The organism is Ruegeria sp. L11 (assembly GCF_056531755.1).
Genome location: NZ_JBQFMI010000011.1, coordinates 79,119 through 104,825 on the forward strand (window position 1 = coordinate 79,119; position 25,707 = coordinate 104,825).

The 25,707-nt window shown below is 56.2% G+C and carries 21 protein-coding genes; 14 read left to right on the top strand and 7 right to left on the bottom strand.

Translation table 11 applies throughout. From position 1 onward, the window contains the following. Positions 1-41 precede the first annotated feature (41 nt). The 6 genes from ACR0CE_RS15820 to ACR0CE_RS15845 all read left to right on the top strand — a co-directional run bounded on the left by ACR0CE_RS15820 (position 42) and on the right by ACR0CE_RS15845 (position 9,154). Positions 42-1,049 (top strand): TAXI family TRAP transporter solute-binding subunit, encoded by a 1,008-nt coding sequence (locus tag ACR0CE_RS15820; RefSeq protein WP_480484336.1) that lies wholly within the window; start codon positions 42-44, stop codon positions 1,047-1,049. 80 nt (positions 1,050-1,129) lie between these two features. Then, the gene (locus tag ACR0CE_RS15825) at positions 1,130-3,343 is read left to right on the top strand and encodes a TRAP transporter permease (protein ID WP_480833147.1); all 2,214 of its coding nucleotides are present in this window, start codon (positions 1,130-1,132) and stop codon (positions 3,341-3,343) included. Between the two features lies 1 nt (position 3,344). After that, positions 3,345-4,583 (top strand): NAD(P)/FAD-dependent oxidoreductase, encoded by a 1,239-nt coding sequence (locus ACR0CE_RS15830; protein WP_480833148.1) that lies wholly within the window; start codon positions 3,345-3,347, stop codon positions 4,581-4,583. A gap of 38 nt (positions 4,584-4,621) precedes the next feature. Beyond that, entirely contained in the window at positions 4,622-5,362 is a 741-nt protein-coding gene (locus ACR0CE_RS15835; protein WP_480484339.1) for an aspartate/glutamate racemase family protein, read from the top strand. A gap of 135 nt (positions 5,363-5,497) precedes the next feature. Further along, positions 5,498-7,678: a Tex family protein gene (locus ACR0CE_RS15840; RefSeq protein WP_480833149.1), complete on the top strand. Its 2,181-nt coding sequence runs from the start codon at positions 5,498-5,500 to the stop codon at positions 7,676-7,678. A 279-nt stretch (positions 7,679-7,957) separates the two neighbouring features. Then, positions 7,958-9,154, top strand: coding sequence for an acetate/propionate family kinase (locus ACR0CE_RS15845; protein ID WP_480484341.1), 1,197 nt, complete (start codon positions 7,958-7,960; stop codon positions 9,152-9,154). Here the strand turns inward: ACR0CE_RS15845 and ACR0CE_RS15850 are convergent. The 5 genes from ACR0CE_RS15850 to ACR0CE_RS15870 all read right to left on the bottom strand — a co-directional run bounded on the left by ACR0CE_RS15850 (position 9,151) and on the right by ACR0CE_RS15870 (position 14,133). Continuing rightward, positions 9,151-9,918 carry a citryl-CoA lyase gene (locus ACR0CE_RS15850; RefSeq protein WP_480833150.1) on the bottom strand — a complete coding sequence of 256 codons (768 nt, stop codon included), beginning with the start codon at positions 9,916-9,918 and terminating at the stop codon, positions 9,151-9,153. The two genes, ACR0CE_RS15845 and ACR0CE_RS15850, sit on opposite strands and share 4 nt — an antisense overlap. After that, on the bottom strand, positions 9,915-11,099 hold the full coding sequence (locus tag ACR0CE_RS15855; RefSeq protein ID WP_480833151.1) for a CaiB/BaiF CoA transferase family protein: 1,185 nt from the start codon (positions 11,097-11,099) through the stop codon (positions 9,915-9,917). Before ACR0CE_RS15855 ends, ACR0CE_RS15850 begins: the two co-directional genes overlap by 4 nt. Further along, the gene (locus ACR0CE_RS15860) at positions 11,092-12,603 is read right to left on the bottom strand and encodes a tripartite tricarboxylate transporter permease (RefSeq protein ID WP_480833152.1); all 1,512 of its coding nucleotides are present in this window, start codon (positions 12,601-12,603) and stop codon (positions 11,092-11,094) included. Before ACR0CE_RS15860 ends, ACR0CE_RS15855 begins: the two co-directional genes overlap by 8 nt. Position 12,604: 1 nt before the next feature. Further along, on the bottom strand, positions 12,605-13,087 hold the full coding sequence (locus ACR0CE_RS15865) for a tripartite tricarboxylate transporter TctB family protein (RefSeq protein WP_267366075.1): 483 nt from the start codon (positions 13,085-13,087) through the stop codon (positions 12,605-12,607). A 65-nt stretch (positions 13,088-13,152) separates the two neighbouring features. Beyond that, on the bottom strand, positions 13,153-14,133 hold the full coding sequence (locus ACR0CE_RS15870) for a tripartite tricarboxylate transporter substrate binding protein (RefSeq protein WP_480833153.1): 981 nt from the start codon (positions 14,131-14,133) through the stop codon (positions 13,153-13,155). 108 nt (positions 14,134-14,241) lie between these two features. Here ACR0CE_RS15870 and ACR0CE_RS15875 point away from each other — a divergent pair, with 108 nt between their 5' ends. The 3 genes from ACR0CE_RS15875 to ACR0CE_RS15885 are packed head-to-tail and all read left to right on the top strand — an operon-like array spanning position 14,242 to position 17,253. Continuing rightward, positions 14,242-14,910, top strand: a complete 669-nt coding sequence (locus tag ACR0CE_RS15875; protein ID WP_267366073.1) for a response regulator transcription factor — start codon at positions 14,242-14,244, stop codon at positions 14,908-14,910. After that, positions 14,900-16,267 (top strand): sensor histidine kinase, encoded by a 1,368-nt coding sequence (locus ACR0CE_RS15880; RefSeq protein WP_480588529.1) that lies wholly within the window; start codon positions 14,900-14,902, stop codon positions 16,265-16,267. Before ACR0CE_RS15875 ends, ACR0CE_RS15880 begins: the two co-directional genes overlap by 11 nt. Next, complete coding sequence (locus tag ACR0CE_RS15885; RefSeq protein WP_480833154.1) at positions 16,246-17,253, top strand: ABC transporter substrate-binding protein; 1,008 nt, start codon at positions 16,246-16,248, stop codon at positions 17,251-17,253. Before ACR0CE_RS15880 ends, ACR0CE_RS15885 begins: the two co-directional genes overlap by 22 nt. Positions 17,254-17,261: 8 nt before the next feature. Here the strand turns inward: ACR0CE_RS15885 and ACR0CE_RS15890 are convergent, their stop codons facing one another. Continuing rightward, positions 17,262-18,578 (bottom strand): HlyD family type I secretion periplasmic adaptor subunit, encoded by a 1,317-nt coding sequence (locus ACR0CE_RS15890; RefSeq protein WP_480833155.1) that lies wholly within the window; start codon positions 18,576-18,578, stop codon positions 17,262-17,264. After that, a complete protein-coding gene (locus tag ACR0CE_RS15895; RefSeq protein ID WP_480484348.1) occupies positions 18,578-20,317 on the bottom strand; it encodes a type I secretion system permease/ATPase in 1,740 nt (579 codons plus the stop codon). The genes ACR0CE_RS15890 and ACR0CE_RS15895 overlap by 1 nt, the downstream gene beginning before the upstream one ends. A 388-nt stretch (positions 20,318-20,705) precedes the next feature. Between ACR0CE_RS15895 and ACR0CE_RS15900 the strand changes: the two genes are divergently transcribed. The 5 genes from ACR0CE_RS15900 to ACR0CE_RS15920 are packed head-to-tail and all read left to right on the top strand — an operon-like array spanning position 20,706 to position 25,706. Beyond that, a complete protein-coding gene (locus ACR0CE_RS15900; RefSeq protein WP_480484349.1) occupies positions 20,706-21,482 on the top strand; it encodes a FadR/GntR family transcriptional regulator in 777 nt (258 codons plus the stop codon). Continuing rightward, positions 21,475-22,626, top strand: coding sequence for an aminotransferase class I/II-fold pyridoxal phosphate-dependent enzyme (locus tag ACR0CE_RS15905; RefSeq protein WP_480833156.1), 1,152 nt, complete (start codon positions 21,475-21,477; stop codon positions 22,624-22,626). The genes ACR0CE_RS15900 and ACR0CE_RS15905 overlap by 8 nt, the downstream gene beginning before the upstream one ends. 35 nt (positions 22,627-22,661) lie before the next feature. Then, the gene (locus ACR0CE_RS15910) at positions 22,662-23,921 is read left to right on the top strand and encodes an ABC transporter substrate-binding protein (RefSeq protein WP_480774237.1); all 1,260 of its coding nucleotides are present in this window, start codon (positions 22,662-22,664) and stop codon (positions 23,919-23,921) included. Then, positions 23,903-24,853, top strand: a complete 951-nt coding sequence (locus ACR0CE_RS15915) for a carbohydrate ABC transporter permease (RefSeq protein ID WP_480833157.1) — start codon at positions 23,903-23,905, stop codon at positions 24,851-24,853. The genes ACR0CE_RS15910 and ACR0CE_RS15915 overlap by 19 nt, the downstream gene beginning before the upstream one ends. Before the next feature lie 10 nt (positions 24,854-24,863). Further along, a complete protein-coding gene (locus tag ACR0CE_RS15920) occupies positions 24,864-25,706 on the top strand; it encodes a carbohydrate ABC transporter permease (RefSeq protein ID WP_480477286.1) in 843 nt (280 codons plus the stop codon). The last annotated feature ends 1 nt before the right edge of the window (position 25,707 follow it).

The window sequence follows — 25,707 nt, forward strand, 5'->3', positions numbered from 1 at the left end:
CGGACAAACCGAATCCAATGATCCAAAACTGGGAGCTTACGATGAGACTGATGAAATGCCTGACAGGTCTGGCTTTGGCAGGTGCTATGGCCGCGCCCGCACTTGCACAGGACCCAACTTTTTTCCGTATTGGCACCGGTGGTGCAGGCGGCACCTATTTTCCGATTGGCGGAACCATCGCAAATGGGATCTCGGCCCCTCCGGGCTCGCGCCCCTGCGAAGAAGGTGGTCAGTGCGGCGTACCCGGCCTGATCGCGATTGCACAATCAACAACTGCGTCAGTCTTTAACAACGCGGCAGTGGAGAATGGCGAGCTTGAGGCCGGTCTGGCGGCCGCTGATGTCACCCGTTCGATGTATCTGGGCGAAGGCAAGTTCGAAGGCAAGCCGCATCCCAAGCTGCGCATTGTGGCAAACCTGTTCCCAGAGGATCTGCATCTGGTTCTGCCCGCAGGTCAGACCATTGGTGACCTGAGCGATCTCAAAGGCAAGCGCGTGGGTATCGCACAGGCGGGTTCAGGCACACAGGTGGCCGTGCTGCAGATGCTGGATGCATGGGGCGTAAACCGCGATAACATGGACGAAGCAGAGCTGAACAACAGTCAGAGCGCCGAGCGTCTGGCCGATGGGCAGCTGGACGCGTATTTCTACGCAGCTGGCTGGCCGGTCGCCGCTATGGTGCAGTTGTCATCGACCAAAGGTATGAACCTGCACTCGTTCAGTGACGAAGACCTTGCTAAGATCAACGAGATCATTCCGGCCTATATCCCTTCCGCCATACCGGGCGGTGTGTATGAAGGGATTGACACCGAAACCAAGACCCCAGCGGTCAGCGCTATGCTGGTTGTGTCGTCGGACCTGTCCGAAGAACTGGTCTATCAGCTGACCAAAGCACTGTGGAACGACAACACCCGAAAACTGCTGGACAACGGTCACGCCAAAGGCAAGCAGATCACAGCTGACACAGCTTTGGACGGAGTCGAAGCATTGGGTGTCCCGCTGCATCCTGGTGCAGAGAAGTTCTACAAAGAAGCAGGCCTTCTGCAGTAATCGAACCTCATTGAAGCCTGTCGTCGGTGCCCCTGTGCGGGGCGCCGCACTCTCCTTACACGCGCAATCAGAGGGCCATCATGTCCGAGACCGAAACACGCGATGACCACGACCTGACAGCCGAGGAACTGGCTGCCATCGAAGAACAGTTCGACGAAGGCGCCGCAGTACGTCAGGTTACACCGAACACGGCCAAGGTTCTGCGGGTTGTTGCCCTGTTATTCGCGTCCTATGAATTCTTCACCGCAGGTTTCGGCTTGCCGGCGGACCACTGGCACATGGGCATTTATCTGGCCCTGTTATTCATACTGGTTTACGCGACCATTCCGATTGTCGGGGCCAAAAACCTATATGCGCTCAAAATCAGCAGGTTTCGTATCGGGAACGTCCCGCTTTATGACCTGGTATTCATGGCATTTGGCATCGTTGCGGCGCTTTACGTTGGATTTGCCTGGCGCGGTATTCCCTTTCTCGGGATCGAGGAACAGACTTTTCGTATGGGTAATCCCAACAATTACGATGTCTTTCTTGGCGTGGTTATCATTCTGCTGGTACTTGACATCGCCCGTCGCACGCTGGGTTGGGTGCTGCCGCTGATTATCTGCGTATTCATCTCTTACGCTCTGCTTGGTCCTTATTTTCCCGGTTTGTTGCAGCATCCCGGTGTAAATTTCAAAACCTTCGTGTCGTCGATGTACTTTCCGCAGGAAGGCATCTATGGCGTCACGCTTTGGGTCGTTTCGACCATAGTCTTCCATTTCGTTTTGTTTGGTGTGATCGCGCAGCGCACCGGGTTGGGACAGTTGTTTATCGACAATGCCACAATTCTGGCGGGTCGCTATACAGGTGGCCCGGCCAAGGTGTCGGTCGTTTCATCGGCATTCTTTGGAACGATCTCGGGGTCCTCGGTCGCCAACACGGTTTCAACCGGCGCGCTGACCATCCCGAACATGAAACGCCTGGGTTATCCGGGCCATTTCGCGGGCGGGGTCGAGGCCGCTTCCTCGGCGGGCGGCCAGATTACCCCGCCCATCATGGGGGCAGCGGCCTTTATCATGGCCGAGTTCCTGGAGGTGCCTTACACCACTATTGTCATTGCCGCGATCTTCCCGGCGCTTCTGCACTACGTCGGTGTCTTTGCAGTTGTGCATCTGATGGCGCGCAAGCTGAACCTGAAGGGTCTGACAAAGGAACAATTGCCGCAACTCAAGGCTGTCTGGGCTGAAGGCTGGGCCAATATCGTGCCCCTGATTGGCCTGCTGGTGGTGCTGTTTACCGGTTACACGCCATTCATGTCGGCCTTCTGCGGCATATCGCTGGCAGTGATCGCGGGTATGTCGCGTATCAAACAGCCACCAACGCTGATTTACGCGGCGGCGTTTCTGGCCTTTGTGTTATGGAAATTCTCGGATGGTGGGTTCGACCTGACAATGACCGCGATACTCTGCGCGCTGTCTGTGACAGCCACACTGAACCCACAAAAACGTATCGAAGTGCCCGAGATGCTGGCTGCTGTCGAACTGGGCGTAAAATACTCGCTGGCGGTGGGTGCCGCTGCCGCCGCTGTCGGTATTGTTGTGGGTGTGATCAACACCACCGGTATCGGCTTTCGTATCGGATTTATGGTCACGCAAGGGGCAGGCAATCTGGCGGCGGATCTTTATAATATGATCTCGTTCGGCAGCTTCCAGCTGTTTGCAATCGAAGACCTGCAACTGTTCATCTCACTGATCTTCATCGCTGTCGTCTGCATTTTGATGGGGGCGGGTATTCCGACCACCGCGCTTTACATCATGCTGGTTTCTGTCGCGCAGCCCGCGCTGGCACAGTTGGGTGTTCCGCCCATCGCAAGCCACCTGTTCGTGCTTTACTACGGTGTGGTATCCGAAATTACACCTCCGGTCTGTACCTCGGCTTATGCGGCAGCGGCGATCGCCAACTCAAATCCGTTCCGCACCGGGCTGTCCGCGTTTACGCTCGGGTTGGGCAAGGTTATAGCGCCGATGGCATTCGTCTATGCGCCGGTTTTGTTGTTCGTGTCTTCCACTGGGTTTGATTTTTGGGAATTCACATATACTGCGGCAAGCTGCATAGCGGGGGTCATCGCTCTGTCCGCGGCGGTCGTCGGCTATTGGCTGCAACCGCTCAACGTATTGTCTCGTATTCTGATGGCCTTTGCCGGGATCATCTTCGTGGCACCCACGTTAACGGCTGACCTGATCGCGCTGGCCGTGGCGTCACCCGTGATCGTTGCGCAGTTGATCGCCCGCACCCGAACTCAAGCAACGGCCTGACATGTCTGAACGTGTTACCATAATCGGAGCCGGGATCGTCGGCATCTGCTGCGCGCTGTCATTGCAGGAACGTGGCAAAACCGTGCGGTTGATTGACCGGGGAGAGCCCGGGCAGGAGACCTCATTCGGTAATGCCGGTGTAGTCTCGCCATGGTCAGTGATCCCCCAAGCGGTTCCCGGTATCTGGAAGGCAATCCCCCGGATGCTGCTGGACCCCAAAAGCGCCTTGTCCGTCAGGGCCTCGTTCTGGCCGAGGATGGTCCCTTGGGGCCTGAGGTTTTTGAAAGCATCTGATGAACGATCGGTCCGCCGAATCTCGGATGCGATGGAGCTTCTTTGCAGACCGTCGATAGAGTTGTATCGACGTCATTTGCAGAACACTGGTTATGAAGACCTGATTGTCGCTTCCAACTACATCCATGCTTTCCGCCACCCGAATCAAGCTGACCTGAAGGCGCTGGGATATCTGATCCGACAGGAGAAAGGTGGTCAACTCGAGAGGATCGACGGCCCAGAGTTGCGCCGAATTGAACCCGCTCTATCCGGGGATTTCGAAGCAGCGATCCTTATCAAAGGTCAGGCACGGATTACATCACCCGGTCAGGTTGGCGCGGTTCTGGCTGAAAAAGCGCGCCAACAAGGCGTTGAGTTTATTCGGGCCGAAGTTCGAAAACTGAACCGAACCGACGAGGGGCGGTGGCATCTGACAACCCAGACCGATACGCTTCAGGCTGATACAGTCATATTGGCTGCAGGTGTGTGGTCTGCCGAGCTTTTGAAACCTTTGGGTCTGTCTGTGCCGCTGGCTGCTGAACGCGGGTACCATGTTCAGTTCCCCGCACCTTTGGCGAGCCTTCAGAATTCGGTCATGGATGTGGATGCCAAAGTGGTTGCCAGTTCGATGCAGGGCGGGCTGCGTGTGGCAGGCACCGCCGAGTTTGCGCGTGTAGATGCCCCGCCCGATCCACGAAAACAGGCGTTACTGACGCGACAAGCCAAGGCAATGATACCGGATCTTAATACCGCCGACACGCAATTCTGGATGGGGCGCCGCCCATCGTTTCCAGACAGCTTGCCTGCCATCGGGCCGATTGACGGACATCAGGGATTGTTCAGCGCTTTCGGTCATTCCCACTATGGCCTGATGATGGCGCCTAAAACCGGAGAGCTTGTGGCCGATCTGGTAGCTGGACAGCGTCTGAACATCAGTCTGGACCCATTTGCCTTGTCGCGGTTTTGAAACACGCGAAGCGACTTCTCGAGAAGGATCACAACGTCATGCCGATCTACCCAGGTGGACAGAATATCTGCGGGGCATCCATCGGAGTTTTGTGCCTGGAAAGCTATTTCCCCAAACCTCCGGGCCATATCAAAAACCCATCGAGTCTTCCGTTCCCGGTGCTGTATGAGATGATTGAAGGCGTCACAGTACCAAAGCTGCTGAACAACCCGACACCAGAGTTGCTGGAGCCCTTCATCAAAGGCGCGCAGAGGCTTGAATCCGAAGGTGTGCGGGCCATCACTGGCAGTTGCGGGTTTCTTGCATTGTTCCAGAAAGAGCTGGCCGAAGCCGTGTCCGTGCCCGTTTTTGCCTCAAGCCTGATTCAGGTGCCGCTGGCTTATTACATGACCGGTGCCAGTGCACCGGTAGGAGTGATAACCGCCGATTCCTCGGCGCTGACGCAACGCCATTTCGATGGGGTTGGGGCAGGGGACATCCCCGTAGCTGTGCAGGGTCTTGAGAACACGACCGAGTTCGCCGAAGTCATCCTGCGCAATACGCGCACCCGAATGGATACCGATCTGATTGAGGCTGAAGTTCTGAATGCTGTACGCAAACTGAAACGCGATACACCGGAAATCCGTTCGCTGGTACTGGAATGCACCGATCTACCGCCTTACGCGGCCTCAATTCAGAAGGAATTGAGCCTGCCGGTTTATGATCTGGTGACCTTGGCACATATGGCCCATTCGGTAAGCACGCGTAGCCCGTATCGCGGACTTATGCCGTGGGTTTGATGTGGACACTGCCTGGCGTGCTGACTTGATGAACAGCCAAACTGAAACGGCCAGACTGCGGAGTGAACCAAGGGTCTTCCCCTTGCCGAAACGGCTGGTTAAGAAGTTCTTCCACCGTCGCTTCAGGAGGCACCATTGGACCGTATCGCCCGCACTATCGCCACCGAGATTAAGGCACGTTCCGAGCAGGTCGGTGCCGCGATCAAGCTATTGGACGAAGGAGCAACCGTGCCTTTTGTCGCCCGATACCGGAAAGAAGCAACCGGAGGATTGGACGACACCCAGTTGCGTCTGCTGTCCGAGCGGCTGACCTATCTGCGCGAGCTTGAAGCGCGGCGTGAGACCATCCTGAACTCGATCAAGGATCAGGGCAAACTGACGGAAGATCTGAGCCAATCCATAGCGCGTGCCGAAACCAAAGCGCAGTTGGAAGACATTTATCTGCCATACAAGCCAAAACGGCGCACCAAGGCTATGATTGCGCGCGAAAATGGGCTTGAACCTTTGGTTGACGCTATTCTGGCGGACCGCAACTGCGACCCTCAAGCATTGGCTGCGGCATACCTTACTGAGGTAGTAACAACGACCCGGGATGCTTTGAACGGCGCGCGGGACATTTTGACCGAGCGGCTGACGGAAAACGCCGCACTGCTGGGCGAATTGCGCAGCTTCATGCAGCGCGAGGCTCTGCTCAGCGCAAAGGTCATCGAAGGCAAGGAAAAGGACGGCGCAAAGTTCAGCGACTACTTTGACCATGCCGAATTGTGGGCGGACGTGCCGTCACATCGGGCATTGGCGATGCTGCGGGCATCCAAAGAGGGCATCGTCACGCTGGATATCGCGCCTGAACCGGAATTTGGTGCCGCGCGAGCCGAGACGATTGTTGCCGCTCATCTACAGACACGTGGCACGGGGCCGGCAGACGCATGGTTGCGCAAAGTCGCGGGCTGGACTTGGCGGGTAAAGCTTTCGCTGTCCATGATGGTCGAACTGATGGCTGACCTGCGCAGCCGGGCGCAAGACGAAGCCATTCAGGTCTTCTCGCGAAACCTCAAGGATCTGCTGTTTGCCGCACCGGCAGGTGCCAAGGCGACCTTGGGTCTGGATCCGGGCATTCGTACGGGCGTAAAGGCTGCTGTTGTTGATGCGACCGGCAAGGTTGTCGCCACCGACACCTTGTACCCGTTTCAGCCGAAGAATGATCTGCGAGGTGCACAGGCCAGTATCCTCAATCTGATATCAGCTCATCGGATCGAACTGATCGCAATCGGGAACGGGACGGCCAGCCGTGAAACCGAAAGGTTGGTTGCAGACACTCTTGCACTTCTACCCAAGACGGTGAAAGCACCAACAAAAGTGGTGGTGTCAGAAGCTGGCGCTTCGGTTTATTCCGCATCTGAACTGGCTGCGCGCGAATTTCCTGATCTGGATGTCTCGCTACGTGGCGCGGTCTCGATTGCGCGCCGATTGCAGGACCCCTTGGCCGAGCTGGTTAAAATCGAACCGAAATCCATTGGTGTTGGCCAGTATCAGCATGATGTGGATCAGCATCGCCTGTCACAGTCGCTGGATTCCGCGATCGAGGATGTGGTGAATGCTGTCGGGGTTGATCTGAACACCGCATCTGCCCCTTTGCTGTCACGCGTGTCTGGTCTGGGTCCGGCGCAGGCCGAAGCGATTGTCACCCACCGTGACCTGAATGGGCCCTTCCTATCGCGGAAGGATTTGCTGTCCGTCGCCCGCCTTGGACCACGTGCGTTCGAACAATGCGCCGGTTTCCTGCGCATCAGGGACGGTTCAGAGCCTTTAGACGCGTCTTCAGTGCACCCCGAAGCCTATGACATTGCGCGCCGGGTCGTTGCCGCCTGCGGTCGCGATATCCGTCACATCATGGGCCATGATGGCGCGTTAAAGGGGTTGCGGGCGGAACAATTCGTAACTCAGGATTTCGGCCTGCCGACGGTTCGGGACATCTTTGCCGAACTTGAAAAGCCCGGACGCGACCCCAGACCCAGTTTTGTCTCCGCATCTTTCACCGATGGCATCGAAGAAATCACCGATCTGAAACCCGGAATGGTTTTGGAAGGCACAGTCACCAACGTCGCCGCTTTCGGCGCTTTTGTGGATATCGGCGTGCATCAGGATGGGCTGGTTCATGTCAGCCAGCTGGCGGACCGGTTTGTCAAAGATCCGCATGACGTGGTTAAAACCGGGCAGGTGGTTAAAGTACGTGTCGTCGATGTTGATGTCGCGAGAAAGCGCATTGGGTTGACCATGCGAAAACAAGGGGGTGGAGGAAACCGTCGCGGCGGATGAAGTGAACTGTGCTTCGGGACCCGTGTTTGACAGCGTCAGCTTAGTGCCTTGCACGTGTTCCAATCCATGATTACGACTAGGTTGGCAGGAATGAAGGTGTTGTTGGCACCCCGGAAAAAATGGGCTGAACGATCTTTTCTTCCATGGAGATTTGCAAAGACCGGGGTTTGTAGCGGTTGGCTGGCTCGTAGTCTTGGGTAATGTCTTAAACTCAACCTTGTACCAGAGCGGATCAGTAAACCCTAGGAACTTCACCTTTTCGCAAACCAGAGGATATGCATGACACATGTCGTGACACTGAATGCCGGATCGTCTTCGATGAAGTTCGGCCTGTTCGAACTGACAGAAGACGATCCAGTCATGGTGTGCACCGGTGTGGTCGAACGGATCGGCGAGCCAGAACCAATCGTCAAGGCGCGGTCATCTGGCGGTGGAGTTCTGGCGAATGGCACGGCAGGTGATATTCACGATCACGCTGCTGCACTGGACTGGGTACTGAACCTGTTGTCACGGGCCTTCCCCAGTTGCGAGGTCACCGCGGTTGGGCATCGTATTGTTCACGGTGGACCTGAGATCGATACGCCTTTGCCGTTGACCGCCGCTGCTTTGGAGGAGTTGGACAAGCTCTCTCCGTATGCACCTCTGCACCAGCCGCACAACCTGGCTGGCGTCAAGGCAGCTATGGAACGTTTTCCGAATGCCGCCCAGATTGCCTGTTTCGACACGGCCTTTCATCGCAACCACCCCTGGGAGAACGACGTATTCGCCCTGCCGCGCGAGTATTACGACAAAGGCGTCCGACGCTATGGTTTTCACGGGCTTAGTTATGAATACATCTCAGACCATTTGGCCAAAACCGCGCCGCTTTTGCACGCGGGGCGGGTTGTGGTTGCGCATTTGGGTAACGGAGCGTCGATGTGTGCCATGATCGGGGGGCGATCCGTCGGTTCGACCATGGGGTTTTCGTCGTTGGACGGGCTGCCGATGGGATCCCGTTGCGGTCAGCTTGATCCCGGTGTTTTGTTGTATCTGATGGATCAGGAAGGGTTGAGCGCCTCAGAGATTTCCGACCTTCTGTTTCGCAAATCAGGGTTGCTGGGTCTTTCGGGACTTTCAAGCGACATGCGCACTCTTGAAAAAGCAGATACCCGCGAAAGCCGACAGGCCATCAGCTATTTCACGTTCCGCATCCGCCGCGAACTTGGGGCAATGGCAGCAATATTGGGCGGTATTGATGCCTTGATCTTCACAGGTGGTATCGGAGAAAACTCGCGCCTTGTACGCGACAGGGTATGTTCCGGAATGGGCTGGCTGGGGATTGAACTGGATCCCGATGCCAACGCGGACAATGATCGGATCATCTCGACAGACCTGTCCCGAGTGGTCGCCATGGTTATCCCGACAAATGAAGAGCTGGTTATTGCCCGTGCGGCCGCCGATCTGTTGGCAAATCGATCCCATCGGAAAAGCGCTTAACCCGGCTGGTACGTCCAGCGATATGAGGGTGGGGTCGGCCCTTTGTTGCGACCACCTTGCTGCATCTGCTCCCAGGCATGTGCCAGAATACCCACTGATCGGGACAGGCAGAAAAGGCCGCGCGCCAATGGTGGCGCAAACCCAAGCTCGGCATAAATAACTGCGGTTGCGCCATCGATGTTCATCGGGACGGGTTTACCCTTACGCCGCGCAAGTTCTGCCTCGATTTGCTGCGCAATTCGCATGAATTGCCCATCGCAAGCACGGGTTTTCACCGCTTCGGCGACCAAGTCCATCAGGCGCGGCGCGCGGGGGTCTGTGGGCGTGTGAAACCTGTGTCCAAAACCCGGAAGTATCTTTCCGTGGCTTTCGATCCACGCATCGATTGCCTGCGCCAAAGTGCCAGGGTAATGGCCCACAAAGTGGTAGAGTTCCACGGCCTGCTCGCCAGCCCCTCCATGAATGTCGCCCAACATGTTCACAGCGCTCGCCATCGCGTTGTTGAGAGGCAGGCCACAGGTAACCGCCATGCGCGCGGTTGCAATCGACGGTGCCTGAGGACCGTGGTCGACTGCCGCGACCAGCGCGGCTTCGAACAATTGGGCCTGCGCTTTTGATGGGCGGTCGCCGCGTACCATAAACCAGATCATCTCCGCAAAACCAAAGCGTCCGATCAGGTTTTGAATCGGCTCCCCGCGCAGGTCTATCCGGCCAGGTTCCATATCGATGATGGATGTTGCCCACCAATCTGACACATCGCTCATATGATCCCCTCTCTGCTCAGCGCGTCGACTTCCGCGTCGGTCAATCCGATTTCGGACCACACCGCCTTGTTGTCGGCCCCAAGTTTTGGTGGCGCGATTTGCGGCATTCGCCGGGCGCCATCCATTACGACGGGACTGCCTGCAAGTTGCATTTGTTCGCCGTGAACCAACAAAGAGCCAATCAGACCGCGATCGGAAAGTTGCGGGTCTGCAAGGGCCTCGGGCACGGTCAGAACTTGTCCTGTCGGTACCCCCAATGCGTTTAGTTCACTCGCCCACTCGGACGCGGCCTTCGTCTTTAGGGTGCGTTCCAGTTCTGTACGTAAGGCGTGGCGGTTTGTTTTGCGATCTTCACGCGTTGCGTAGTCGGGGTTGTCCAGCAGGTCATCCCGCCCGAGACAGCGGGCAAGTGCCTGCCATTGCTCGTCCCGATTGGCCGCGATGTTGATAGGGCTGTCCCGCGTGGCAAATGTACCTGAGGGGGCCGAGGTTGTGTTCTCATTCCCATGCGCTCCGGGCGTTACGCCACCCACCAGATAATTTGAAACAACCCAACCCATTGTCGAAATAACGGCTTCGGACATCGCAACATCCAGATAGGTGCCGCGTGGGTTGGCGTTCAATGCCGCCGCGACTGCAAAGGCGGCCGTCATCCCCCCGACCGTGTCCGCCAACGGATAGCCGACGCGATACGGTGCCGTGTCGGGGGCGCCGGTGATTGACATCACGCCGCTGATACCCTGCACAATCTGGTCATAAGCTGGATCGCCGCGCCGGGGGCCATCCTGCCCGAACCCGCTGATGGCGCAATAGATCAGGTTGGGATTAACGTTGCGCAGAACTTCATAACCAAGACCAAGACGATCCATTACTCCGGGCCGGAAGTTTTCCACCAGAACTTCAGCTGACTGGACAAGGCGTTTCAGCAGCGCCTTGCCCTTTTCCGATTTCATGTTCAGCGTGACAGATTTTTTACCGGCATTCTGCGCCAGAAAACTGATCCCCATCCCCGCCTTGTTTCTGGCGGGATCAGCTCCCAGAACGCGAGCGAGGTCGCCACCATCGGGGCGCTCGACCTTGATCACGTCGGCACCCATCAATGCCAGTTGGTAGCAGCAATACGGACCCGCGAGGACATTGGTCAGATCGAGAACCCGTATTCCCGCCAGCGGGTCAGTCACCTTCGGCAACCCCTTCCGCCCGGGCCTGGGCACGGCGCGCGCGGTAGCTGGGTAGGAGCACCAGAAGCGCCGCAATAACCAGCAGACCCAGCGTCATCGGGCGTTCCCAGATAAAGGCGATACCATCGTACAACTGCATGGACCGTGAGAAGTTGTCTTCCATCATACCGCCGAGGATGAAACCGATCAGCAGTGGTGCCAGTGGGTAATCAGCAAATTTCAACGCCGTTGCGCATACCCCAAAACCCACCAGTATCAGCAGTTCGGTTGCATTGTTCTGTCCGATATAGGCCCCCATCAGAGTAAAGAACAAAATAAAGGGAATCAGATAGTTACGCGGCACCGAGAGAACTTTGGCAATATAGGGGATCAGCGGCAGATTCAGGATCAGAAGCACCAGATTGCCAATGAACATGGACATGATGACCGCCCAAAAGATCTGCGGTTCGTCCAGCATAAGGCGTGGCCCCGGTGTCACATTCAGGGCAATCAATGCCCCAAGCAGGATTGCCGTCGTTCCCGATCCGGGAATGCCCAGGGTCAGCAGCGGCACGAACGAGCCGGTACAGGCGGCGTTGTTCGCCGTTTCAGGCGCGGCCAGCCCTTTGATCGACCCTTTGCCGAATTCGTCCTGCTCGGCCTTTGGGGCGATGTTACGCTCAACCGCATAGCCCAGAAAACTGGCAATCGTTGCGCCTGCACCGGGCAGAACGCCGATGAAAAACCCTTGGATAGACTGGCGACCAATCACCGGAGCAATGGCTTTGGCTTCCTCCCTGCTTATGCGCAAGTCCTTGATTTCACCTTCTTCGCCCTTAAGGTCCTTGGGTTTGAGAACAAGAAACAGCGCCTCGGGTAACGCGAACATGGCCATTGCAAGTGTGATAAAGCCGAAGCCCGACTGCAAATCCATGATGCCCATGGTGAAACGAGGCATATTGAACAGTACGCCTTCGCCAACGGTGGCCATGATCAATCCAAGGATTGTCATTATGATTGCCTTGGCAACCTGACCTGTTCCCGCAAAGGCGGCAATGGCCGACAAGCCGACAACCATCAGCGCGAAATACTCGGCTGAATGGAAAAGCAACGCAACAGACGACAGGGCAGGGGCGAAAATCATCAAAAGCAATGCGCCTAGCGTACCGCCTGCAAAACTCGCGATTGCTGCAATGGTCAGGGCTTTGCCCGCTTTGCCCTGACGTGCCATCGGGTAGCCGTCAAAGCTGGAGGCGACGGTACCCGCGACCCCCGGCGCATTCAGCAGAATAGAAGAGGTCGAACCACCAAAAATGGCGCCATAATACACGCCGGCCAGCAGGATCAGCGCGGCCGACGGGTCACCCATGGAAATTGCCACCGGGATCATGATGGCGATGATCGACATCGGGCCCAGACCCGGAAGCATTCCGATGAATGTGCCAATCAGACAGCCCGCGACGACCATCAGCAGATTTTGCAGTGAGAATGCCGTTTGCAGGCCTATCAGAAGTCCTTCAAGCATGTCAGCCTCCGAAAATGCCGGGCAAAGGGCGCATGTATATGCCAAGGACTTCCTGAACCAGATACCAGACCGTACCGGTGGCGATCAGGGCGACGGGCAGCATGATATGCCATTTTCGTTCACCCAGGATAAAAGACCCAAAGATCAGGAAGGCCGAAGTTGAGATCAGGAACCCGACGGGGCGCAGGCACAACGCATAGACGACCATCAGAACCAGCAGCATGATCGCCTGACCAAGATGGTAATCGCCCAACCGCCGATAGTCGATTTCAGGTTCGCTGGGTTCAGCCTTTTCAAAGCCCAGCAGAATGATCGTGGCCGTGATGATCCCCAGAATAGACAGCACTTTGGGGAAAGTGCTTGGCCATATGGGGTTTCTCTGCATGAAAGGGGGAAGACTACTGTCCATCGTGAACCAAGCGGCGTAGCCATATGTTAAACAAACACCCAGAAGAATGAGCGCGATCCAGCGATCCAGCGCCATGAGACCCCCTCCTTTTTTCGTCGTCAGGGATGGCAGAGCGGGTTACCGCTCTGCCCAAGTTGTATTCAGAGGAAGCCCAGCTTCTTCATCAGATCACCGATCTGTTGTTCCTGCTGCTCAAGAAATGACCGGAAATCATCGCCCGAGTTGTGGATGTTCACCCAACCGTTGCGTGCACGAACCTCTTCCCATTCCGGGGTGTCGTACATCTTGGCAATCGCGGCCTGGTAGGCTGCAAGCTTGTCCTCGGGCAGACCCGGGGCCGCAAAGAAGCCACGCCAGTTCACAAAGGTGGTGTCGATGCCCTGTTCTTTCATGGTCATCGCGTCTGGGGCGGCATCTACGCGATCTGCCGATGTGACGCCGATGATCTTAACTTCACCTGCGTTGGCCAGATCGACGGCTTCAGAGAAACCTGTAGACAGCGCTGCGATCTCACCGGACAGAAGGGCAGCCATGGCTTTGCCACCCGCATCATATGGAATGTACTTCACGCCAAGCGCATCTTTTCCGGCCGCTTCCATCACCATGGCTGCGATCAGGTGGTCCATACCACCAGGAACCGAGCCACCGCCGATGGCCGTGTTGCCGGGGTCGGCGTCGAAAGCTGCCAGCAGATCACTCATAGAATTGATGGGGCTGTCTTTACCGACAACTATGGCTGCGTAATCACCGATCGTACCCGACACCAGCGTCAGGTCGCGGAAGTTGTGAGGGAACACGCCAGTCAACGAACGGATCACGATTGGCGTGGAGTTTACCATCAATGTCCCGTGGTTGCTGTCGGCGTTTTCAATCAGATAGCCGATGGCTTTGCCGCCACCACCGCCTGACATGTTTTCATAAGACGCGGTGCCCACAAGACCGGCGTTCGTCAGCGCTTCGCCGGTGCCGCGGGCGGTACCGTCCCAACCACCACCGGCGCCGCCGGGGATCAGAAAGTGGATGCTGTCCACTACCTGGTCTTCAGCCAGAACAGGTCCTGCAAGACCTACTGCAGCAACAGCTGCGATAAGGGCGCGACGGCCCAGTGCGAATGTTGTCATGATGTCCTCCCATTTGACAACGGGCCGCATGGCGGCTCAGATTGGGAAGAACAAAAACACACCAACCTGACATCAACCTGTCACGCGCGAGAATAGTATTATAGTCCGATGAAATTTCTGCTTGTCGAAGACAATCTAGACCTCGCAAACGCGATCAGTTCCCGCATGAGGTTAGACGGGCATGTGGTTGATAACGCGTCTACATTAGGTGATGCTACTGCCTTCGTTGAAACTCAGGAATACGATCTGATCCTGCTGGATATCATGCTGCCGGATGGGGACGGTCGCGATTTCCTCAAGCGGCATCGCGCGAGCCATTTGGACACGCCGGTGATCGTTTTGACGGCCCGCAGTCAGGTTTCGGATCGAATCGGCTCGCTTGATCTTGGTGCTGACGATTATGTCACCAAACCGTTTGATCATGCCGAGCTTGAAGCGCGCTGCCGCGCAGTTCTGCGTCGTAAATCCGGGAATACGAAGACAACGATAGAAGTCGGCGGCATCGTATTCGATCCCCTGGCTGGCCATCTGACCGTGGGTGACGAGACCGTGTCGCTGCGCAATCGTGAACTGCGCCTGCTGGAATTGTTCATCAGCGCACCTGGTCAGGTTTTTTCGAAACAAAAACTAACGGACCGGCTGTTTTCTTATGATGATGATGTCTCTGATAACGCGATCGAAGTTTATGTGGGCCGTTTGCGCAAGCATCTGGAACCCTCGGACCTGAAGATCACCACGCTTCGTGGGCTGGGATACAGACTTGACCATGCCTCCTGATCCCAATGTGTCAGGATCGCTGCGGAACAGGCTGGTTCTGACACTGATCGGCGGCGCGGCCATACTTGCGTTCCTGCTGTTTGTCGCAGTCCGAAACTATGCTGCGCAGGTCGCGCAACAGGGGCAAGACAACATACTTGGTGCATCAGTGGCCTCAATCCTCGATGCGGCCGCTTTGCGGGAAGGGGAGTTGGAGGTTGATATCCCATATGCCGCCTTCGCGATGCTAAGCACCCCTGCGGACGACCGGATCTTCTATTCTATTTTTCAGGACGGCACGTTTCTTTCCGGCTACGAGGATTTTCCACCGACCATTGGACCGCGTGACGGAAAGTCGCTTTTCAGTTCCAGTCAGATTCGCGGTGAAACCATTCGTCAGGTCAGCGCCAGCCGGACTTTGGTGGGATTGGATAAGCAAACCGAACTGGTGGTCGCGCTGGGGCAGACACAAGACGCGTTGGCCGAAACTCTGGACCAGATTTCGCGCAATGCAGCGATTCTGGGCGTAGGGTTCTTTGCCCTTGCTGCCGCTCTTTCCTTCTGGGCGACGTCCTCGACCATCGGGCAGTTGAATAGATTGACAACCTCTGTCACCCGCCGTGGGCCGCAGGATCTGAGCCCGTTCAAAAAGCCGGTACCCCGCGAAATGGCCCCCTTGGTTGCTTCGCTGAACTCATTGATGGGTCGGCTTGATCAGTCACTCAGCCAGTCAGAAGACTTTATTGCCGAGGCGGCCCACCGTGTTCGCACTCCTCTTGCTACGGTCAGGTCCTATGCTGACGCCACTTTGCAAAGGGTTGAAAAAGAAGAAAACCGCGAGGCGCTGCGTTCGATGGTGCGCGCCATTGATGAAAGCTCTCGTGCAGCCGGACAGCTGTTGGATCATGCGATGATCACGTTCCGGGCTGACCACCTTGAGCGGGAAGACATTGACCTGAACGCTTTGGTCAGTGACCTTGTGCAGCGCCTGACACCAATTGCCGAGATGAAGGACTTGTCGTTGTCGCTTTGTGGCGACCCACAGGTCATGTATTCAGGTGACCCCATCCTCATTCAAAACGCCGTGCGCAACATGATTGACAACGCACTTAAATATGCTCCGGCCGACAGTTCTGTTCGCATCGAAGTCACGTCGGAGCCACGGGCTCAAATCCGGGTAAAAGACCGTGGCCCGGGGTTTCCCTTAAACGAAATTGACACTCTCACGCGTCGGTTTGAACGGGGTAAGAACGCAAGTGGTACCATTGGGTCCGGTTTGGGCCTGACCATCGCGCAGGACGTTGCAACAGCGCATGGTGGAGCGCTTGACTTGTCCAACAGACAGGGAGGCGGCGCATGCGTTACATTATCGCTGTAGTCTTCCTTTGGTTTCCCGCTGTCACACAGGCGCAAGTCTGGGAGGATCGGCAAGTATTCAACGCCGAAGCAGACGAGGCTCATATTCGGGTCATCTCAAGCACGGATACGTTTTTGTTTGAGCCTATGATTTCCAGCTTTATCAAGGAAAACCCTGACGTTTCTGTCGAGTATTTGGTGACGGGTACTGCTGACATCGATCGGATCGTTCGCGCCGCACCGGAAGATTTCGATATTGTCATTTCCAGCGCCATGGACCTGCAACTGAAACTGGCCAATGACGGATATGGACGCGTGATCGATGACATATCGCTGCCATCCTGGGCGCAGTGGCATCGCAGTCTTTTCGCCTTCACGTTCGAGCCCGCGACCATCGTGATTAACCGTGCTGCCTTTTCCGGTGCGCCTGTCCCAGAGACCCGACAGCAATTGATTGAAGCCCTTCGAATGCGACCGGACAGTTTTCGGGGCCGGGTGGGAACTTATGACATCCGTCAGTCCGGTCTAGGGTATCTGTTTGCGACGCAGGATGCCCGTGCGTCAGAAACGTTCTGGCGTCTGATGGAAGTCATGGGCGGGTTGGATGTGCGTCTGTACTGCTGTTCCGGCGACATGATTGATGATCTTGTCAAAGGTGAGATCGCCGTAGCCTATAATGTACTTGGCAGCTATGCGGATGCGCGCGCCGGGCACAAGGATACGCTTGAGGTTATCCTGCCGTCGGATTTTCAGACGACCATGATGCGCACGGTGATGGTTCTTGAAGGTACACCCGTACCCGAATTTGCCGCGTCTTTTGTTCGTCACCTTGTATCAAAGCAATCCACGCAGTCAGGTGGGGGCCACACCCTCCCGCCTTTGGCACCTTTTGACACGGACGAAGAACGTGAAACGATTGGGCTGGATCCAGCGCTGATGACGTTTTTGGACAGATTAAAACGCCGCCGTTTTCTGGCCGAATGGGAAAGCGCAGTTATCCAGAGATAGCCCTGCCGTCATTCCCTAAATGCACGATTGAAGTAATCGGCCATCGGCTTGACCAGATAGGACAACGGGGTGCGTTCATCGGTTTTGATCAGTGTCTCAACAGGCATACCCGGCAAAAGCTCCTGACCGTTGAGACGGTCCAGCTCGCCATCATTCATAACCACTTCGGCGCGGTAGAATGTAAAGCCGGACTTTTCATCCGTGAATGTATCGGCTGACACGTTTTTGACCTGCCCGTCCAATTCAGGCGTTTCACGCTGATTGAAGGCCGGAAACCGCAGGGCGACAGGTTGACCCACATGCAGCTGATCCACATGGATCGCGTCAACGCGCGCGGCGACAAGCAATGGCGTATCCTGTGGAACAACATACATCATGGGTTCACCCGGCTGAACGACAGACTGAAGGGCAAAGACCTGACTTCCATATACTGTTCCGCTGACCGGTGCGCGGATGTCCAATCGTGTCAGCCGCTCGGACAGGGACAGTCGGCGTTCCGATAGTTCAGCAACTTGCGCCTGTACGTCCCGCAACGTGGTAATTGCCTCTTCCCGGCGGGTTGCAGTCAGTTCAACGATCTGGATCTCGGTTGATGCGATCTGCCCTTTGAGGCGGGCGACAGCGGCTTCCAGTCGGCCTATTTCACCTGTCAGGCTGGCTTCTTCCCGTTGCAGGGCCAGTACACGACTGGTTTGTGTCAATCCACGTTTCAACAGGCTTTGCTGGTCTTCCAGCTCATCCTCGATCAATTCAACCTGACGGCGCAGCGAAACGAGTTGGGCCTGCGTGCCTTCAATCTCGCTCTCGATCTGAACCAGCTGCTTGTTCAGCTGTTCTTGCTGTTTGGATAGGGTTTCCACCCGGGCGTCGAACAGGTTTTGCTGACCTTCGATCAGGTCCAGATCAATGCTGTATTCCGTCTGAACCTCGTGCAACTGCGCCGCCAACTCTTGCGACGAAAGCCCGTCGCGTTCGGCCTGAAGCCGGACACGCCGTGTCAGAAGCTCAAAAAGCTGCGCTTCCACAATCGTCTGTTCGGACGATAGGAAAGTATCATCCAGCCGCAACAGCATCTCGCCCGAGGCGACCACATCACCATCGCGTACAAATATTTCGCCAACAACGCCGCCATCGGGGTGTTCTACCACCTGACGGTTGCTTTGTACCTCGATCACGCCTGAGGATACGATCGCACCTGCGAGGCGCGTCTTCACTGCCCAAAGACCCAATCCGCCAACCAAAATGGCAAGTGCGGCGAATCCCACCAGGGCGGGAATTCTCATACTCCAGGCCTGCGCCTGCTTCTTGGTCGTCTTTTTTGCCATTATTCACCTACGGGGCTAAGCTTGCGCTTAATCGCGCCCGCGTTCTGCACCATTGCGCTGAGAACCTCGTCACGACTGCCGAACCTGACCACTTGTCCTTTTTCGACAACGGCCAGATCGTCACATTCCGAAATGGCCTGCGGGCGGTGTGTCATGATGATGGCGGCTTTGCCTGCCGCCTTGAGCCCCCTCACGGCCGCGTTCAAGGCTTCGGTGCCATCCGCGTCCAGTGCCGAGTTTGGTTCGTCGAGAATAAGCAGAACAGGGTCGCCATAGAGGGCGCGGGCCAGAGCGATGCGCTGTTTCTGCCCGCCTGACAACTGACTGTCATTGCCTTCAAGGAAGGTACCATAACCTTTCTCCAAAGACAGGATCAGGTCGTGCGCATTGGCTTTCTTGGCTGCGGCCACCACCGCTTCGGAATCCGGGTTTTCTGACATCCGGGCGATGTTCTCGGCCACGGTCCCGTTAAACAGGGTAACCTGCTGCGGCAAATATCCGATATGGCTGCCCAGATCGTTGGAGTCATATTGATCCAGAGTGGCACCACCCAGTCGAATTTCACCGGCTGCCGGATTCCAAAGCCCCAGCAACGCCTTGGCCAGTGTCGTCTTTCCCGATCCGCTTTTGCCGATGACACCCAGCGCCTTGCCCGGTTGCAGCTTCAGATTCACGTTCCGCAACGTTGGCGTTGTTGCCCCGGGGGGAATGACAGTCAGCGATTTGGCTTCCAACTGCGCTTTCGGGATGGGCAAGCGAATCCGCTGCTCTTCGGGAGGGGTCTGATCCAAAAACCGGCTTAGGGAAGTCCAGGCCGTTCGCGCACGTTCGATCATGCCCCATTGGCCGACCGCTTGTTCGACCGGGGCGAGGGCCCGACCCAAAAGGATTGAACCCGCGATCATCGCGCCCGGTGTCATTTCGTTTTGCAAAACCAGCCACGCGCCCAAGGCAAGCATTGCAGATTGAAGAAACAGTCGTAACGACTTGGTCAAAGACGTAAAACTGCCTGTCCAGTCGCTGGCCGAAATGGTTTGGCGCAAGGCATTCGAACGCTGGTCCAACCACCGCTTTGTCACGTCCGCCTGCATACCCTGTGAGCGCACAACCTCTGCCGCTTGTCTCGCATGTTCCGCAAAGGCGTTTGCCCGCGCTGCTGCAGTTTGTGCTTCAGCGACTTTTCTGCTGGTCAGAGCCTGATTGAGCAGTGCAATCACGACAAGCAGAACACCGCTTGCCACGGCCAGCCAGCCCAGCAAGGGATGAAACAGGAAAATCGCACCCAGAAAAACAGGCGTCCATGGAATATCCATCACCGCCAGCAGAACGGGGGATGAGCACAGGTTTCGAATGGATTCCAAATCACGCAAGGCCGTTGCCGGGGCAGATCGTATTTGCGGCAAAAGTGAACGCCGCAGCGTTGCTTCGAAGACGCGCTCATCCAACTGTGACTGGAACCGTGCGCCGAACCGGGCCACGATGCGTCCGCGGGCAAAATCCAGCATCGCCATCAGCGCATAAAGCAACGCCACCAACAAAAACAGCGCTGTCAGTGTTTCCACTGCACGCGAGCCCAATACCCGGTCATACACCTGCAACATGAACAATGGGCCCGTCAGCATAAGCAGGTTCACAAAAATGCTGAACAAGAACGCCAAAGCAAGGAACGCGATCCCCTGATTGCGCACATTGCGCAGTTCATGCCGGGGGGCCGCAGATACGCGGTGTTCAGGTTTCAATGTTTTAAATCCATATTATCCGGAGATGCGCCCCCGCATTTAAAAAGTTAGATCAGCCTTGCCAAGTTTGCACATCTTTTTTTGGGCAAGAAACCGCGGGTCCCTAGCGTAAAGAAGCACTATTCAGCCGTAGCTGACAAAAATCTAACGGCAATTACAGGCGCCGCTGGGCGGGCGTTTCAGGATTACAGCAGATCGGGCGGAATACAGCAAATAGACGGACGCGCGAAGACCGCAGCCCGCCAACAAGCCGCAGGCGATTAAGGCTGCATTGATCCCGCCGCGAAATGACCGAGACCGGATTTTCGACTTCAACTGTAAGGATGACAAGCGTTTTTTAATGTCGGACATTATTGTTTATTTTGTCCTACATTAAATGTAAAAGTGAATGAAATACGAATCGGAGAAGCCGCGCGTGGTCAAAAGAACGCCCCCAAAGGAAAAAGCTGAGAGTGTCGGCAACACTTTGAAGGTGCTACCGGCTGGCAGCAGCGGCCGGGACGTTCTGGAGGCTCTCTCTGGAATGATCGAACTGGAAGGGTTGAAAGTAGGGGATCGCCTGCCGCCAGAGATCGAAATTGCAAATCAGCTTGGGATCGGACGGGCGAAGGTTCGCGAGGCCCTGACAAGTTGGCAGAACATGGGCATCGTTGTGCGGAACAAGAAAGCCGGGACGCGATTGGCGGCCGAGGTATCTGCCAATACGATCCATCTCCCGCTCACGCTGAAGCTCGAAGCCGAAAGCCTTTTGCGAACACACGCTGTGCGCCGGCCACTGGAAATCGAGGCAGCAAGGTTGGCAGCACTGAATTGCTCAGACGCGCAGCGGCTTTTGATTTCGGCCCGCGTTGCAGAACTCATAGCTGTGCATTCTGCAGGTGAGGATTGGCGGCCGGCCGATTACCGGTTTCACGCAGCACTGCATGAAGCCTGCGGAAATCCACTTTTCGGGCAGTTGATCCGGCAAATTCAAAAAGCTTTTCACGAAGTATATGATACGCCCTTCGGTCAACCACACTTGGGTCAGGCCTCAATTCCAATACATGCGCCGCTGGCCGAAGCAGTTGTCTCCGGCCGTGCAGACGAAGCCGCAAGTATTATCGGCGCGATCATGGACATGGTCGAAGCAGAAGTCCTAGAAATCATGGAAAGCCAGAATGTCTGACTACGAAGACCTTTCGACGCGTCTTGCGGCAACCTTCCCGAATGCGGCTGGTTCGGTCACGCCGCCGATCGTTCAAACGTCACTGTTCACCTTCGACAATTACCAAAGTTTTGAAGACCGGATGGCCGGAAGATCAGAAACGGCCATATACACGCGCGTGGAAAACCCGACCGTCGCCGCGTTTGAAACGCTTATGGCTGAAGCCGAGCAAGGTCAGGCAGCCGTTGCATTTGCTTCCGGGATGGCGGCCATTTCCTCAACGCTGCTGGCATTTGTCAAACCCGGTGACCGGATTGCCTGCGTCGAACATGTCTATCCGGATTCATTCCGGTTCATGGAGCGCATCCTGCGCCCGTTCGGGGTGCATATCGACTACCATGCGCCGGAGCGTTTCGAGAACGACCCCGATCTGCTTGCCGATGTAACGGTGGCCTATCTGGAGAGCCCCGGATCGATCATTTTTGAGGCGATGGATCTACGTCGCGTCGCAGAGCATGCCAGACGCCACAACGTCTTGACGATGATTGATAATTCATGGGCAAGCCCGGTGTTCCAACGCCCCCTCGCATTGGGCATCGACATCGTCATCCACTCGGCCTCGAAATACATTTCGGGGCACTCGGACACGGTTGCGGGCGTGGTGGTTGCCTCCCGGGACCATATCGCCCGCATCCGTGATCTGACACTTCCTTTGCTTGGTGCTAAACTGGCACCTTTTGAAGCGTTCCTGTTGACGCGCGGCCTGCGTACTTTGCATGCGCGCATGATGCAGCATCAGACGACGGCCAACTTGTTCGTCGATCACCTGGCCACTGTTCCGCAGGTGAGGCGAGTCAACTCACCCGGGGCCAACGACGTTCCCGGGTTGACGGGGCGGTCCGGACTTATGTCGGTTGAGTTTGATGACAGTGTCGACATCGCAAAGTTTTCTGATGCTTTGAACCTATTCCGCCTCGGCGTGAGCTGGGGCGGCTTCGAAAGTCTGATCCTGCCTGCACGCGTTGGGCTTGCTCAGGCTGGCGAACAGAACTCAATGCAGAAATTTGGGGTCTCACCCAATCTGGTGCGCCTGAGTTTGGGGCTCGAGTCGGCAGAAGACTTGTGGGCCGATTTTGCTTCGGCTCTCGCCGAAAGCACGGCTTAGAACTGTTCGCTCAATAAAATCAACAGGAGGAAAACATGAAAAAACTACTATCAGGAATGACGGCTGCGGCCGTGTTCATGGGTTCGGCATCTTATGCCGAGACCACACTGAAACTGGTCGAGGTTATTACGAGCCCCGAGCGTACAGAGGTGCTTCAGGGGCTGGTTGATGAATTTGAAGCCAATAATCCCGACGTCACTGTCGAGATTGTATCGCTGCCGTGGGGCAACGCGTTCGAAAAGCTGGCGACAATGGTGGCAGGTGGCGACATCCCGGATGTGGTTGAAATGCCTGATACCTGGCAGGCTCTTTATGCCGGGTCCGACCAGCTGGTCAGTCTCAAGGACCATGTCGCTGGATGGGAACACGGGGCAACGCTGACAGACAAGACCGTTGCCATGGGCAGCCAGGCGGGTGATCTCTATATGATCCCGTACGGCTTCTACCTGCGGGCGATGTTCTACAACAAAAAACTGCTGGCCGAAGCCGGTATCGACACCCCTCCGACTACGATGGAGGAGTTCAAGGCTGCCTCTGCCGCGGTGTCCGAGCTTGAAGGCAAGTACGGATACTGTCTGCGCGGTGGTCCCGGTGGAACAAATGGCTGGATCATGTTCGCCGCAGCCATGAACGGCACCAACGAGTTTTTCACAGAAGACGGCACCAGCCGCATCAACGAGCCCGGATCGGTCGAAGGCATCCAGTTCATGATCGACATGTATCAGAACGGATATGCGCCCAAGGATGCCGTCAGTTGGGGCTTTAACGAGATTGTGGCTGGTTTCTATTCCGGCACCTGTGCATTCCTCGATCAGGACCCGGACGCACTGATCGCTATTGCCGAGCGGATGCCTGCCGAAGATTTCGCGGTCATTCCGATGCCTGTTGGGCCTTCGGGCAAAGCTTTCCCGACCATTGGGTTCGCAGGCTGGTCGATCTTCAGTGCAACTGAACATGAAGCCGAAGCCTTTGATCTGGTCGCGGCCCTGTCGACGCCCGAAGCCAACGCCACGTGGGCAAAGCGTGTTGGCGTCATTCCGATCCACAAAGGCGCCGACCAGGATCCTCATTTCCAGACCGAGCAATTCAAAGGCTGGTTCGAAGAACTGAACGGTGAGCAATATGTGCCGACAACAATGCCAACCAACCTGGAGCAGTGGGGCTACTTCGGCAGCACACTTCTGCTGGAAACCAGTCAGGAAGCCCTGTTGGGGCAGCGCAGCGCGCAGGACGTCGCGGACGAGTGGGCTGAGTTCCTCACTGACGAGCACGCCAAGTGGAAGGCAAAACAGTGATTTCGCGCACTCAGAAAACTGTCAGGCCCGGGGAAACCCGGGCACGACGCTCGCTCTACCTGCAATACATGGTCGAGCCGTTTTTCTATTTGTCACCCGCAATTCTTCTGATCGGTGCGGTGATCATGGTTCCGCTAATCATCGGAATCTCATATTCGTTCCAATCCATTGAGCTGTTGAAGCCTTTTGCTTCTGGCTGGATCGGGTTTGAAAACTACGTTGATCTGTGGAAAGACCGCAAGTTCTGGATCGCAATGGAGAACACGCTGTTCTGGACCTTTTGGTCGATAACGTTCCAGTTTCTGCTTGGCCTTGGCCTTGCCATGCTTTTGAATACGCAGTTCTATGGAAAGAAACTTTTTCAGGCGCTTGTTTTCCTACCCTGGGCTGTCCCGACCTTCCTTTCTGCGCTGACATGGGCGTGGCTTTTTAACCCTGTCATCGGCCCGCTACCGCATTGGCTGGCCGCCCTTGGTATTCTGTCAGAGCCCTACAATATCCTTGGCGATCCCAAGCTTGCCATATGGGGCCCGATCACTGCAAATATCTGGTTCGGCGTTCCTTTCTTTGCGATCACACTGCTGGCGGCTTTGCAATCGATACCCGGTGAGCTTTATGAGGCGGCAGAAGTTGATGGCGCGACCCCCTGGCAGACTTTCACCAAGATCACGTTGCCGTTCCTTGCTCCGATGATCGCGATCACAGTGATGCTGAGGACGATCTGGATCGCCAATTTCGCCGACCTGATCTATGTGATGACCGGCGGCGGGCCTGCCAATTCGACGCAAATCCTGTCGACCTATATCTTCACCACCGCATTTCGCAAATTGGACTTCGGCTACGCGTCAACCATTGCTGTGGCGCTGCTGCTGATCCTTCTGATTTACGCCGTTATCCTGCTCTGGCTTCGCAAGAAGCTGGTCAAGATTTGAGGAGTTGACCATGTCAGCTGTCAGGAAACCCAACCCCCTGCTGGTTGTGGGTAAATACGCGGCACTTGCGTTCTATCTGATCTTTGCGTTGTTCCCGCTTTATTGGTTGCTCAAGATCGGGTTGACGCCGGACGCGCTGATCTTTTCAGAGGGCACCCGCCTGTTTCCAAGCGAGGTGACCTTTTCAAACTTCAAAACGGTTATCTTTCAGACCGATTTTGTGGCCTATTTCCGGAACTCTCTTGTGGTGTCGCTGGGCGCGGCGTTCTTTACGACCTTGTTCGCGGCTGGGGCGGGTTATGCCTTTTCCCGCTTCGTTTTTGCGGGCAAACGCATCATCATCGCCTTGATGCTAGTCACCCAGATGTTCCCGCTGCTGATGATCATAGCACCCATCTACAAGATCATCGCGGACCTGGGGCTGCTGAATTCGCTGACAAGCCTTATCGTGGTCTACACGGCGTTCAACATCCCCTTTGCAACATTCCTGATGCAGTCATTTTTTGATGGCATACCCAAAGATCTGGAAGATGCGGCGATGATGGATGGCTGTACACGGTTTCAGGCGCTGCGCAAAGTGGTGTTCCCGCTGACATTGCCCGGGTTAGGGGCGACGCTTGGGTTTGTCTTTACTGCCGCGTGGTCCGAGCTGTTGTTTGCGTTGATGCTGATCTCGAAGAACGACGCGATGACATTCCCGGTTGGCTTGTTGACATTTGTTTCCAAATTCTCGGTCGATTGGGGGCAAATGATGGCGGCCGGCGTGCTGGCTCTGATCCCAAGTTGCCTCTTTTTCATCTTCATTCAACGCTATCTCGTGCAGGGCCTCACGTCCGGCGCGGTCAAAGGATAGG